General features: G+C 55.4%; 11 protein-coding genes. All 11 read left to right on the forward strand.

Annotated elements, in window-relative coordinates:
- The first annotated feature begins 238 nt into the window (after positions 1–238).
- The 11 genes from sdhC to cydB all read left to right on the forward strand — a co-directional run bounded on the left by sdhC (position 239) and on the right by cydB (position 13558).
- Positions 239–643, forward strand: a complete 405-nt coding sequence (gene sdhC / locus PGS10_RS03675; protein ID WP_020079340.1) for a succinate dehydrogenase cytochrome b556 subunit — start codon at positions 239–241, stop codon at positions 641–643.
- Entirely contained in the window at positions 637–984 is a 348-nt protein-coding gene (gene sdhD / locus PGS10_RS03680; RefSeq protein WP_015367674.1) for a succinate dehydrogenase membrane anchor subunit, read from the forward strand. The genes sdhC and sdhD overlap by 7 nt, the downstream gene beginning before the upstream one ends.
- The gene (gene sdhA / locus PGS10_RS03685; protein ID WP_032707635.1) at positions 984–2750 is read left to right on the forward strand and encodes a succinate dehydrogenase flavoprotein subunit; all 1767 of its coding nucleotides are present in this window, start codon (positions 984–986) and stop codon (positions 2748–2750) included. Before sdhD ends, sdhA begins: the two co-directional genes overlap by 1 nt.
- Positions 2751–2765: 15 nt before the next feature.
- A complete protein-coding gene (gene sdhB / locus PGS10_RS03690) occupies positions 2766–3482 on the forward strand; it encodes a succinate dehydrogenase iron-sulfur subunit SdhB (protein WP_020079339.1) in 717 nt (238 codons plus the stop codon).
- Positions 3483–3818: 336 nt separating this feature from the next.
- A complete protein-coding gene (sucA, locus tag PGS10_RS03695) occupies positions 3819–6626 on the forward strand; it encodes a 2-oxoglutarate dehydrogenase E1 component (RefSeq protein ID WP_047049217.1) in 2808 nt (935 codons plus the stop codon).
- A 14-nt stretch (positions 6627–6640) separates the two neighbouring features.
- Complete coding sequence (gene odhB, locus PGS10_RS03700; RefSeq protein ID WP_020079338.1) at positions 6641–7861, forward strand: 2-oxoglutarate dehydrogenase complex dihydrolipoyllysine-residue succinyltransferase; 1221 nt, start codon at positions 6641–6643, stop codon at positions 7859–7861.
- Between the two features lie 145 nt (positions 7862–8006).
- Positions 8007–9173, forward strand: coding sequence for an ADP-forming succinate--CoA ligase subunit beta (gene sucC / locus PGS10_RS03705; RefSeq protein WP_015367670.1), 1167 nt, complete (start codon positions 8007–8009; stop codon positions 9171–9173).
- Positions 9173–10042 (forward strand): succinate--CoA ligase subunit alpha, encoded by an 870-nt coding sequence (gene sucD / locus PGS10_RS03710; RefSeq protein ID WP_015367669.1) that lies wholly within the window; start codon positions 9173–9175, stop codon positions 10040–10042. The genes sucC and sucD overlap by 1 nt, the downstream gene beginning before the upstream one ends.
- A gap of 27 nt (positions 10043–10069) precedes the next feature.
- Positions 10070–10231 (forward strand): hypothetical protein, encoded by a 162-nt coding sequence (locus PGS10_RS03715; RefSeq protein WP_080758832.1) that lies wholly within the window; start codon positions 10070–10072, stop codon positions 10229–10231.
- Positions 10232–10834: 603 nt separating this feature from the next.
- Complete coding sequence (cydA, locus tag PGS10_RS03720; protein WP_047049214.1) at positions 10835–12403, forward strand: cytochrome ubiquinol oxidase subunit I; 1569 nt, start codon at positions 10835–10837, stop codon at positions 12401–12403.
- A gap of 15 nt (positions 12404–12418) precedes the next feature.
- The gene (cydB, locus tag PGS10_RS03725; RefSeq protein ID WP_047049210.1) at positions 12419–13558 is read left to right on the forward strand and encodes a cytochrome d ubiquinol oxidase subunit II; all 1140 of its coding nucleotides are present in this window, start codon (positions 12419–12421) and stop codon (positions 13556–13558) included.
- Positions 13559–13572: the final 14 nt, after the last annotated feature.

Consider the following 13572-nt stretch of genomic DNA (forward strand, 5'->3'; position numbering starts at 1 on the left):
GTGACCTTGATCACTGTTCCGGACAAAACCCGACAAACTATATGTAGGTTAATTGTAATGATTTTGTGAACGGCCTATACTGCCGCCAGGTCTCCGGAACACCCTGCAATCCCGAGCCACCCAGCGTTGTTTGGTCACGCTTTTACTCCTGGAAAGGGGTTTTAACATGACTTCTGGTTATAGAAAGGACGCTGTCTGACCCGCAAGCAGACCGGAGGAAGGAAACAATAAGAACAGCATGTGGGCGTTATTCATGGTAAGAAATGTGAAAAAACAAAGACCTGTCAATCTGGATCTACAAACGATTCGATTCCCAATCACGGCGATAGCGTCCATTCTCCATCGCGTATCCGGTGTGATCACTTTTGTGGCGGTCGGTATTCTGCTTTGGTTGCTGGGCACCAGCCTTTCCTCTCCGGAGGGCTTCCTGACGGCCGCTTCCATCATGAATAGCTTCTTCGTGAAGTTCATCATGTGGGGCATCCTCACCGCGCTGGCTTACCACGCCGTTGTCGGTATCCGCCATCTGCTGATGGACTTTGGCTATCTGGAAGAAACCCTCGAAGCAGGGACACGCTCCGCCAAAATTTCTTTTGTTATTACTGTCGTGCTTTCACTTCTCGCAGGAGTCCTCGTATGGTAAGCAACGCCTCAGCACTGGGACGCAACGGCGTACATGACTTTATTCTGGTCCGTGCTACCGCCATCGTTCTGACCCTCTACATCATCTACATGGTTGGCTTCTTCGCCACCTCCGGTGAGATCTCCTGGGAAATCTGGACCGGATTCTTCTCCTCCGCGTTCACCAAAGTCTTTACCCTGCTGGCTCTCGTTTCCATCCTGATTCACGCCTGGATCGGTATGTGGCAGGTGTTGACGGACTACGTTAAACCACTGGCCGTGCGCTTAGTTCTGCAACTGATTATCGTTGTGGCGCTGGTGGCTTACGTTCTTTATGGATTTGTTGTGGTGTGGGGTGTGTAATGAAATTGCCAGTCAGAGAATTTGATGCAGTTGTAATTGGTGCCGGCGGCGCAGGTATGCGCGCGGCGCTGCAGATTTCCCAGAGCGGACAGACCTGTGCGCTGCTCTCTAAAGTTTTCCCTACCCGTTCCCATACCGTTTCCGCGCAGGGTGGCATCACCGTCGCGCTCGGTAATACCCATGAAGATAACTGGGAATGGCACATGTACGACACCGTAAAAGGGTCGGACTATATCGGCGACCAGGACGCCATCGAATATATGTGTAAGACCGGCCCGGAAGCGATTCTTGAGCTGGAACATATGGGCCTGCCGTTCTCCCGTCTTGATGACGGCCGTATTTATCAGCGTCCGTTTGGCGGCCAGTCGAAAAACTTCGGCGGCGAGCAGGCGGCACGCACCGCGGCGGCGGCCGACCGTACCGGTCACGCGCTGCTGCACACCCTGTATCAACAGAACCTGAAAAACCACACCACTATCTTCTCCGAATGGTATGCCCTCGATCTGGTGAAAAACCAGGACGGCGCGGTGGTTGGTTGTACCGCACTGTGCATCGAAACCGGTGAAGTGGTGTACTTCAAAGCCCGCGCTACCGTGCTGGCGACCGGCGGCGCAGGCCGTATTTATCAATCCACCACCAACGCCCACATCAACACCGGCGACGGCGTCGGTATGGCTCTGCGCGCGGGCGTTCCGGTGCAGGATATGGAAATGTGGCAGTTCCACCCGACCGGTATCGCCGGGGCAGGGGTGCTGGTCACCGAAGGTTGCCGCGGCGAAGGCGGTTACCTGCTGAACAAACACGGCGAGCGCTTCATGGAGCGTTATGCGCCGAACGCGAAAGACCTGGCGGGTCGTGACGTGGTGGCGCGTTCCATCATGATCGAAATCCGCGAAGGCCGCGGCTGCGATGGTCCGTGGGGCCCGCACGCTAAACTGAAACTGGATCACCTGGGTAAAGAAGTGCTGGAATCCCGTCTGCCGGGCATTCTTGAACTGTCTCGTACCTTTGCCCACGTTGACCCGGTTAAAGAACCGATTCCGGTTATCCCAACCTGCCACTACATGATGGGCGGTATTCCGACCAAAGTGACTGGTCAGGCGCTGACCGTGAACGAGAAGGGCGAAGATGTGGTGATCCCGGGCCTGTTCGCCGTTGGCGAAATCGCCTGCGTATCGGTACATGGCGCCAACCGTCTGGGCGGCAACTCGCTGCTGGACCTGGTGGTCTTCGGCCGCGCGGCGGGTCTGCATCTGCAGGAATCCATCGCCGAGCAGGGCGCGCTGCGCGCTGCCAGCGAGTCCGATGTCGAAGCTTCCCTGGACCGCCTCAACCGTTGGAACAACACCCGTTCCGGCGAAGACCCGGTCGCTATCCGCAAAGCGCTGCAGGAATGTATGCAGCATAACTTCTCGGTCTTCCGTGAAGGCGACGCGATGCATAAAGGTCTGGAACAGCTGAAAGAGATCCGCGAGCGTCTGAAAAATGCGCGCCTGGACGACACTTCCAGCGAGTTCAATACCCAGCGCGTCGAGTGTCTGGAGCTGGATAACCTGATGGAAACCGCGTATTCCACGGCGGTATCCGCTAACTTCCGTACCGAAAGCCGCGGCGCGCATAGCCGCTTCGACTTCCCGGAACGTGATGATGAAAACTGGCTGTGCCATTCCCTGTATCTGCCAGAGTCGGAATCCATGACGCGTCGAGCGGTCAACATGGAACCGAAACTGCGTCCGGCATTCCCGCCGAAGATTCGTACTTATTAATGCGGAGACAGGAATATGAAACTCGAGTTTTCAATTTATCGCTATAACCCGGATGTTGACGACGCTCCGCATATGCAGGATTACACCCTCGACGCGGAAGAAGGTCGCGACATGATGCTGCTGGATGCGCTTATACAGCTGAAAGAAAAAGATCCGTCGCTGTCGTTCCGCCGCTCCTGCCGTGAAGGGGTGTGCGGTTCCGATGGCCTGAACATGAACGGTAAAAATGGTCTGGCGTGCATCACGCCGATCTCCGCGCTGAATCAGCCGGGTAAGAAAATTGTTATCCGTCCGCTGCCTGGATTGCCGGTTATCCGCGATTTGGTGGTAGACATGGGGCAATTCTACGCACAATATGAGAAGATCAAGCCTTACTTATTGAATAATGGGCAAAATCCTCCGGCTCGCGAGCATCTGCAGATGCCTGAGCAGCGCGAGAAACTCGATGGTCTGTACGAGTGTATTCTGTGCGCATGTTGTTCGACCTCTTGCCCGTCGTTCTGGTGGAACCCGGACAAGTTCATCGGCCCGGCAGGCCTTCTGGCCGCGTATCGCTTCCTGATCGACAGCCGCGATACCGAAACCAGCGAGCGTCTGGAAGGTCTGAGCGATGCTTTCAGCGTATTCCGCTGTCACAGCATTATGAACTGCGTCAGTGTTTGTCCTAAGGGATTGAACCCAACGCGCGCCATCGGCCATATTAAGTCGATGCTGTTGCAGCGCAGCGCGTAAGCAACACGGTCTGTCCCGGATGGCGCTTGCGCTTATCCGGGCTACCAAAGCAGTAGCCCCGGCAAGCGTTAGCGCCGCCGGGGATATAGCAGGAAATCTTTAAAAACCGCCACAAGATGTACCAGTAATGTGTAGGCCTGATAAGCGAAGCGCCATCAGGCAATAGAGATAGCAGGAAACCTCTAAAAACTGCCCCTGATAGTTAGACAGTTTTTAAAGGTTCCTTAGCGGATAGAAACCACAACTCGTCCGCAACAAGTGAACCCCGGCACGTGCACTCGGTGTGCGTGGTAGTTTCTACGGCGAAATAAGCATAAAAATGCTTAAGGGATCACGATGCAGAACGGCGCAATGAAAGCCTGGCTGGACTCTTCTTACCTCTCTGGTTCGAACCAGAGCTGGATAGAACAGCTCTATGAAGACTTCTTAACCGATCCTGACTCTGTTGACGCCAACTGGCGTTCGATGTTCCAGCAGTTACCTGGCACCGGAGTTAAACCGGATCAATTTCATTCGAAAACACGTGATTATTTCCGTCGACTGGCGAAGGATGCCTCACGTTACACTTCTTCGATATCCGACCCTGATACCAATGTGAAGCAGGTTAAAGTCCTGCAGCTCATCAACGCATACCGCTTCCGCGGTCACCAGCAGGCGAATCTCGATCCGCTGGGACTGTGGCAGCAAGAGAGAGTGGCGGATCTCGATCCGGCTTACCACGATCTCACCGAGGCCGATTTCCAGGAAAGCTATAACGTAGGTTCTTTCGCCATCGGAAAAGACACGATGAAGCTGGGCGACCTGATCGCGGCGCTTAAGCAAACCTACTGCGGCTCCATCGGCGCGGAATACATGCACATCACCTCTACTGAAGAAAAACGCTGGATCCAGCAGCGCATTGAGTCAGTAGCAGGCAAAGCGAGCTTCACCGCGGAAGAGAAAAAGCGCTTCCTGAGCGAACTGACCGCCGCGGAAGGCCTGGAGCGCTACCTCGGCGCCAAATTCCCGGGCGCGAAACGCTTCTCGCTGGAAGGCGGCGATGCGTTAATCCCGATGCTCAAAGAGATCATCCGTCACGCCGGTAAGAGCGGCACCCGTGAAGTGGTGCTGGGCATGGCGCACCGTGGTCGTCTGAACGTACTGGTCAACGTGCTGGGTAAAAAACCGCAGGACCTGTTTGACGAATTCGCGGGCAAACATAAAGAACACCTCGGCACCGGCGACGTGAAGTACCACATGGGCTTCTCTTCCGATATGGAAACCGAAGGCGGTCTGGTTCACCTGGCGCTGGCGTTTAACCCGTCGCACCTGGAAATCGTCAGCCCGGTGGTTATCGGCTCCGTACGCGCCCGTCTGGATCGTCTGGACGAGCCGAGCAGCAACAAAGTTCTGCCAATCACCATCCACGGCGACGCCGCGGTAGCCGGCCAGGGCGTAGTTCAGGAAACTCTGAACATGTCCAAAGCGCGTGGTTACGAAGTGGGCGGTACCGTGCGCATCGTTATCAACAACCAGGTTGGCTTCACCACGTCCAACCCGCTGGATGCGCGTTCTACGCCGTACTGCACCGATATCGGTAAGATGGTTCAGGCACCGATTTTCCACGTTAACGCGGATGACCCGGAAGCGGTCGCTTTTGTTACCCGTCTGGCGCTGGATTTCCGTAATACCTTCAAACGCGATGTCTTCATCGACCTGGTGTGCTACCGCCGTCACGGCCACAACGAAGCCGACGAGCCGAGCGCAACCCAGCCGCTGATGTACCAGAAAATCAAAAAGCATCCGACTCCGCGCAAAATCTACGCTGACAAGCTGGAGCAGGACAAAGTCGCGACGCTGGAAGACGCTACCGAACAGGTTAACCTCTACCGCGATGCGCTGGATGCCGGCGATTGCGTGGTAGAAGAGTGGCGTCCGATGAACATGCACTCCTTTACCTGGTCTCCGTACCTCAACCATGAGTGGGATGAGAGCTACCCGGATAAAGTTGAGCCAAAACGCCTGCAAGAGCTGGCCAAACGCATCAGTACGGTGCCGGAAACCGTTGAGATGCAGTCTCGCGTAGCGAAAATCTACGGCGACCGCCAGCTGATGGCCGCCGGTGAGAAGCCGTTCGACTGGGGCGCGGCGGAAAACCTGGCGTACGCCACCCTGGTTGACGAAGGGATTCCGGTACGTCTGTCCGGCGAAGACTCCGGTCGCGGTACCTTCTTCCACCGTCATGCGGTTATCCATAACCAGAGCAACGGCTCTACCTATACGCCGCTGCAGAACGTACACAACGGCCAGGGCCAGTTCCGCGTCTGGGACTCCGTGCTGTCTGAAGAAGCGGTGCTGGCGTTCGAATACGGTTACGCCACCGCGGAACCACGCACCCTGACCATCTGGGAAGCGCAGTTCGGCGACTTCGCCAACGGCGCGCAGGTCGTTATTGACCAGTTCATCAGCTCCGGCGAGCAGAAATGGGGCCGGATGTGCGGCCTGGTGATGCTGCTGCCGCACGGCTATGAAGGGCAGGGCCCGGAGCACTCCTCCGCGCGTCTGGAACGCTATCTGCAGCTGTGCGCTGAGCAGAACATGCAGGTTTGCGTACCGTCCACTCCGGCACAGGTTTATCACATGCTGCGTCGTCAGGCGCTGCGCGGTATGCGCCGTCCGCTGGTGGTGATGTCGCCGAAATCTCTGCTGCGCCACCCGCTGGCGGTTTCCAGCATGGATGAACTGGCGAACGGCACCTTTATGCCGGCTATCGGCGAAATCGACGAGCTCGATCCGCAAGCCGTGAAACGCGTCGTACTGTGCTCTGGTAAGGTTTACTACGACCTGCTGGAACAGCGCCGTAAAAACGAGCAAAAAGATGTCGCCATCGTGCGTATCGAACAGCTCTATCCGTTCCCGCATCAGGCGGTGCAGGAAGCGCTGAAAGCTTATTCGCACGTCCACGATTTTGTCTGGTGCCAGGAAGAGCCGCTCAACCAGGGCGCATGGTACTGCAGCCAGCACCACCTTCGTGAAGTAGTTCCATTTGGGGCCTCTCTGCGTTATGCAGGCCGCCCGGCCTCCGCCTCTCCGGCGGTAGGGTATATGTCCGTTCACCAGAAACAGCAACAAGATCTGGTCAATGACGCGCTGAACGTCGATTAATTAAAGGATACACAATGAGTAGCGTAGATATTCTGGTTCCCGACCTTCCTGAGTCCGTAGCTGACGCAACCGTCGCCACCTGGCACAAAAAACCGGGCGACGCGGTAGTCCGCGACGAAGTTCTGGTCGAAATCGAAACTGACAAAGTGGTACTGGAAGTACCGGCATCAGCGGACGGCATTCTGGATGCAGTACTGGAAGACGAAGGCGCCACCGTGCTGTCTCGTCAGATTCTGGGCCGCCTGCGTGAAGGCAACAGCGCCGGTAAAGCCGCTGATGCGAAAGCTGATACTAAAGAGTCCACCCCGGCTCAGCGTCAGCAAGCGTCTCTGGAAGAGCAAAGCAACGACGCGCTTAGCCCGGCTATCCGTCGCCTGTTGGCTGAACACAGCCTCGACGCGGCGGCGATTAAAGGCACCGGCGTTGGCGGCCGTCTGACCCGCGAAGACGTTGAGAAGCATCTGGCGAGCGCGCCGGCGAAAGCTGAAGCGAAAGCGCCAGCCGCTGCTGCGGCGCCGGTTGCGCAACTGGGCCACCGCTCTGAAAAACGCGTACCGATGACCCGTCTGCGCAAACGCGTTGCCGAGCGTCTGCTGGAAGCGAAAAACTCTACCGCCATGCTGACGACGTTCAACGAAGTCAACATGAAGCCGATTATGGATCTGCGTAAGCAGTACGGCGAAGCGTTCGAAAAACGTCACGGTATCCGTCTGGGCTTCATGTCCTTCTACGTGAAAGCGGTGGTTGAAGCGCTGAAACGCTACCCGGAAGTGAACGCTTCCATCGATGGCGATGACGTGGTTTATCACAACTACTTCGACGTGAGCATGGCGGTTTCTACGCCGCGCGGCCTGGTGACTCCGGTTCTGCGTGACGTTGACCTGCTGGGCATGGCGGATATCGAAAAGAATATTAAAGAGCTGGCAGTGAAAGGCCGTGACGGCAAGCTGACCGTAGATGACCTGACCGGCGGTAACTTCACCATTACCAACGGCGGCGTATTCGGTTCTCTGATGTCCACGCCGATCATCAACCCACCGCAGAGCGCCATCCTGGGTATGCATGCCATTAAAGACCGTCCGATGGCGGTGAATGGCAAGGTAGAAATTCTGCCGATGATGTACCTGGCGCTCTCCTACGACCACCGTCTGATCGATGGACGTGAATCGGTAGGCTTCCTGGTAGCGATTAAAGAGCTGCTGGAAGATCCGACTCGTCTGCTGCTGGACGTGTAGTCAGTAAGAGTATTACCTACCGTAGGCCGGATAAGGCGTTCGCGCCGCCATCCGGCGTTGATGAGATGCCTGATGGCGACGCTTGCGCGTCTTATCAGGCCTACAGGTTTAAAGATAATTATTACCTGAAGGATGGACTGAACACATGAACTTACATGAATATCAGGCAAAACAACTTTTTGCCCGCTATGGCTTACCGGCGCCGGTGGGTTATGCCTGTACTACTCCGCGTGAAGCAGAAGAAGCCGCTTCAAAAATCGGCGCGGGTCCGTGGGTAGTGAAATGTCAGGTTCACGCTGGTGGCCGCGGTAAAGCGGGCGGTGTGAAAGTAGTTAAGAGCAAAGAAGAGATTCGCGCTTTTGCTGAGCATTGGCTGGGCAAACGCCTGGTGACTTACCAAACAGATGCTAACGGCCAGCCGGTAAACCAGATCCTGGTTGAAGCGGCGACCGACATTGATAAAGAGCTGTATCTGGGCGCGGTTGTTGACCGTAGCTCCCGTCGCGTGGTGTTCATGGCGTCTACCGAAGGCGGCGTGGAAATCGAAAAAGTGGCGGAAGAAACCCCGCACCTGATCCACAAGATCGCTATCGATCCGCTGGCGGGCCCGATGCCTTACCAGGGTCGTGAACTGGCGTTCAAACTGGGTCTGGAAGGCAAACAGGTTCAGCAGTTCACCAAGATCTTCATGGGTCTGGCGACCATCTTCCTGGAGCGCGACCTGGCGCTGATCGAAATCAACCCGCTGGTTATCACCAAGCAGGGCGACCTGATCTGCCTCGACGGCAAACTGGGCGCTGACGGCAACGCGCTGTTCCGCCAGCCGGATCTGCGCGAAATGCGCGACCAGTCTCAAGAAGATCCGCGCGAAGCTCAGGCGGCGCAGTGGGAACTGAACTACGTTGCTCTCGACGGCAACATCGGTTGCATGGTTAACGGCGCAGGCCTGGCGATGGGCACCATGGACATCGTTAAGCTGCACGGCGGCGAACCGGCTAACTTCCTCGACGTTGGCGGCGGCGCCACCAAAGAGCGCGTAACCGAAGCGTTCAAAATCATCCTCTCTGACGACAACGTTAAAGCGGTTCTGGTTAACATCTTCGGCGGTATCGTACGTTGCGACCTGATCGCTGACGGCATCATCGGCGCGGTTGAAGAAGTGGGTGTTAACGTACCGGTTGTTGTACGTCTCGAAGGTAACAACGCCGAACTGGGCGCGAAAAAACTGGCTGACAGCGGCCTGAATATTATTGCAGCGAAAAGTCTGACGGACGCAGCACAGCAGGTTGTTGCCGCAGTGGAGGGGAAATAATGTCAGTTTTAATTAATAAAGACACCAAGGTTATCTGCCAGGGCTTTACCGGTAGCCAGGGTACATTCCACTCTGAACAAGCGATCGCTTACGGCACTCAGATGGTTGGCGGCGTAACGCCAGGTAAAGGCGGCACCACTCACCTGGGCCTGCCGGTATTTAACACCGTGCGTGAAGCCGTTGAAGCCACCGGCGCGACTGCGACCGTCATCTACGTTCCGGCGCCGTTCTGCAAAGACTCCATTCTGGAAGCTATCGACGCGGGCATTAAGCTGATTATCACCATCACTGAAGGTATCCCGACCCTGGATATGCTGACCGTGAAAGTGAAGCTGGACGAAGCTGGCGTTCGCATGATCGGCCCGAACTGCCCGGGCGTTATCACTCCGGGCGAGTGCAAAATCGGCATCATGCCGGGTCACATCCACAAGCCGGGTAAAGTGGGCATCGTTTCCCGTTCCGGTACCCTGACCTATGAAGCGGTTAAGCAGACCACCGACTATGGCTTTGGCCAGTCTACCTGCGTCGGTATCGGCGGCGACCCGATCCCGGGCTCCAACTTCATCGATATCCTGAAAATGTTCCAGGAAGACCCGCAGACCGAAGCGATCGTCATGATCGGTGAAATCGGCGGCAGCGCGGAAGAAGAAGCGGCAGCTTACATTAAAGAGCACGTGACTAAGCCGGTTGTCGGCTACATCGCGGGCGTTACCGCGCCGAAAGGTAAGCGTATGGGCCACGCAGGCGCCATCATCGCTGGCGGTAAAGGCACCGCTGATGAGAAATTTGCTGCGCTGGAAGCGGCCGGTGTGAAAACCGTTCGCAGCCTGGCGGATATCGGCGAAGCGCTGAAAGCTATCATCAAGTAAACCCTCACTGCTCTCAGGAGCAGACTAATGTCCGATTTCGACATGGTTGGCCACCGTCAGGTGGCCTTTTTTTTGCCTTGTCGTCAGCCGCAGGCGCTCTCTTACGTTAAAAAACGCTATTCTATTGATTTGATGAATATTATTGGGAATAATCACTCGCCGCTTGTCCGGGGGAGGGGAGGTGGTTAATTTTATGTGAAAATAAACAGGAAAACGCAGACGTTATTTTTTTGCATTTCGATTGGGAAAAATAGTGTGACCGGTCTAACATTATTAGGATCGCATCATTTCTTGCCTTAAATTGGTTAAAGTTAAAATTATATTACCTATAATTCTCATTTCCCCCTTTTTAGTAACCGCTAGCGGCAGACTTTAAACACATTTTTAACATCAATTTCACCGTTATTCTTTATTGCGCCACATAATTAACATAAGAAGAAAAAATTGATTTATATCAATGCTTAATCCTTGGAAAAAATCACCAAAAAACGTTAAATTGTCGCAAATCAAATTGGCCTATTCCGGGCATTTTCGCTATATATTGATCACCGTCGAAAAATGTAAAGCTGGAACAATAAAATCCTATTTATTGTAAGGTTATTGCGGCGTAATATATTAGAGAATCATTTGGTTTTTTCGTTAACGTATTTGTAACCTTTGCGAGGGCACTGTTTCATCGCCAGATGAGCAGTAACGTACCAGGGAGCAAATAATTTTGTATTGGGGCATGCGTATGAACCTGAATTATTGGGTTCGTTCTCGGAGTCTTCATGCGATGAGCAAGGAGTCATGATGTTAGATATAGTCGAACTGTCGCGCTTACAGTTTGCCTTGACCGCGATGTACCACTTCCTTTTTGTGCCGCTAACGCTCGGTATGGCGTTCCTGCTGGCCATCATGGAAACGGTCTACGTCCTTTCCGGCAAACAGATTTATAAAGATATGACCAAGTTCTGGGGCAAGTTGTTTGGTATCAACTTCGCTCTGGGTGTCGCAACCGGTTTGACCATGGAGTTCCAGTTCGGGACTAACTGGTCTTACTACTCTCACTATGTGGGCGATATCTTCGGTGCGCCGCTGGCCATTGAAGGTCTGATGGCCTTCTTCCTCGAATCTACCTTTGTAGGTCTGTTCTTCTTCGGTTGGGATCGTCTGGGCAAAGTTCAGCACATGGCGGTGACCTGGCTGGTCGCTCTGGGGTCTAACCTCTCCGCGCTGTGGATCCTGGTGGCCAACGGCTGGATGCAGAACCCGATCGCATCGGATTTCAACTTTGAAACCATGCGTATGGAGATGGTCAGCTTCTCCGAGCTGGTCCTGAACCCGGTTGCTCAGGTTAAATTCGTCCACACCGTGGCTTCCGGCTATGTGACTGGCGCGATGTTCATCCTTGCCATCAGCTCCTGGTACATGCTTAAAGGCCGTGATTTCGCCTTTGCTAAACGCTCCTTCGCGATTGCTGCAAGCTTTGGTATGGCCGCTATCCTCTCCGTTATCGTCCTCGGCGATGAGTCCGGTTACGAAATGGGTGACGTGCAGAAAACCAAACTGGCGGCGATTGAAGCGGAATGGGAAACCCAGCCGGCGCCGGCTGCCTTTACCCTGTTTGGTATTCCCGACCAGGAAGCGCAAACCAACCACTTCTCCATCCAGATCCCATACGCGCTGGGTATCATCGCTACCCGCTCGGTGGATAAGCCGGTTATCGGCCTGAAAGATCTGATGGCGCAGCATGAAGAGCGTATTCGTAACGGGATGAAAGCCTATGCGCTGCTGGAACAGCTGCGCGCCGGTTCGACTGACCAGGCGGTTCGCGATCAGTTCAATAACGTTAAGAAAGACCTCGGTTATGGTCTGCTGCTCAAGCGCTATACCCCGAACGTCGCTGACGCCACGGAAGAGCAGATCGCCAAAGCGACCAAAGACTCTATTCCGAGCGTAGCGCCGTTGTACTTCGCCTTCCGTATCATGGTGGCGTGCGGCGTACTGATGCTGTTGATTATCGGCGCCTCTTTCTGGACCGTGATTCGCAACCGTATTGGCGAGAAAAAATGGCTGCTGCGCGCCGCGTTCTTCGGCCTGCCGCTGCCGTGGATTGCCGTTGAAGCGGGCTGGTTTGTTGCCGAGTATGGCCGTCAGCCGTGGGCGATTGGTGAAGTGCTGCCAACCGCGGTGGCGAACTCGTCGCTGACCGCGGGCGATCTGATCTTCTCGATGTTGCTGATCTGCGGTCTGTATACGCTGTTCCTGGTGGCTGAACTGTTCCTCATGTTCAAGTTTGCCCGCAAAGGACCGAGCAGCCTGAAAACGGGTCGCTATCACTTTGAACAGTCCTCCGCGGCTATTCAGTCGGCACGCTAAGACAGGAGTCGTCAAATGATCGATTATGAAGTATTGCGTTTAATCTGGTGGCTACTGATCGGCGTTCTGCTGATTGGCTTCGCCGTCGCCGACGGTTTCGACATGGGGGTGGGCATGCTCACCCGTTTCCTCGGTCGTAATGACACCGAGCGTCGAATCATGATCAACTCCATCGCCCCGCACTGGGACGGAAACCAGGTGTGGCTCATCACCGCCGGCGGCGCGCTGTTTGCTGCCTGGCCGATGGTGTACGCCGCCGCGTTCTCCGGCTTCTATGTGGCGATGATTCTGGTGCTGGCATCTTTATTCTTCCGTCCGGTGGGCTTTGACTACCGTTCTAAGATTGAAGATACCCGCTGGCGTAACATGTGGGACTGGGGCATCTTCGTGGGGAGCTTTGTGCCGCCGCTGGTAATCGGCGTGGCTTTCGGCAACCTGCTGCAGGGTGTACCGTTCCATATCGATGAGTATCTGCGTCTGTACTACACCGGCAACTTCTTCCAGCTGCTGAACCCGTTTGGTCTGCTGGCCGGTATCGTCAGTGTGGCGATGATCCTGACGCAGGGCGCGACCTACCTGCAGATGCGTACCGTAGGCGAACTGCACCTGCGCACCCGCACCGTCTCCACGGTGGCGGCGCTGGTGACGCTGGTCTGCTTCGCGCTGGCGGGCGTTTGGGTCTACTACGGCATCGACGGCTACGTGGTGAAATCGGTGCTGGATCATACCGGCCCGTCTAACCCGCTGACCAAAGAAGTGGCGCGTGAAGCCGGCGCGTGGATGGTGAACTTTAACAACATGCCAGCGCTGTGGGCCATTCCTGCCCTGGGCGTGGTGCTGCCGCTGCTGACCGTCGCGTCAACAAAAGCAGATAAAGGCGCCATGGCGTTCCTGTTCTCCTCGCTGACGCTGGCCTGCATCATCCTGACCGCGGGTATCGCGATGTTCCCGTTCATCATGCCGTCCAGCACGATGCTGAATGCGAGCCTGACGATGTGGGATGCAACCTCCAGCCAGCTGACGCTGAATGTGATGACCTACGTGGCTATCGTGTTTGTGCCGATTATCCTCGGCTACACCACCTGGTGTTACTGGAAGATGTTTGGCCGCATTACCCGCGAAGACATCGAAAAGAACACCCACTCGCTGTACTAAGGTAAGGAGCTATA

The organism is Klebsiella sp. 141153 (assembly GCF_032601995.1).
In the GTDB taxonomy this organism is placed as follows: domain Bacteria; phylum Pseudomonadota; class Gammaproteobacteria; order Enterobacterales; family Enterobacteriaceae; genus Klebsiella; species Klebsiella aerogenes.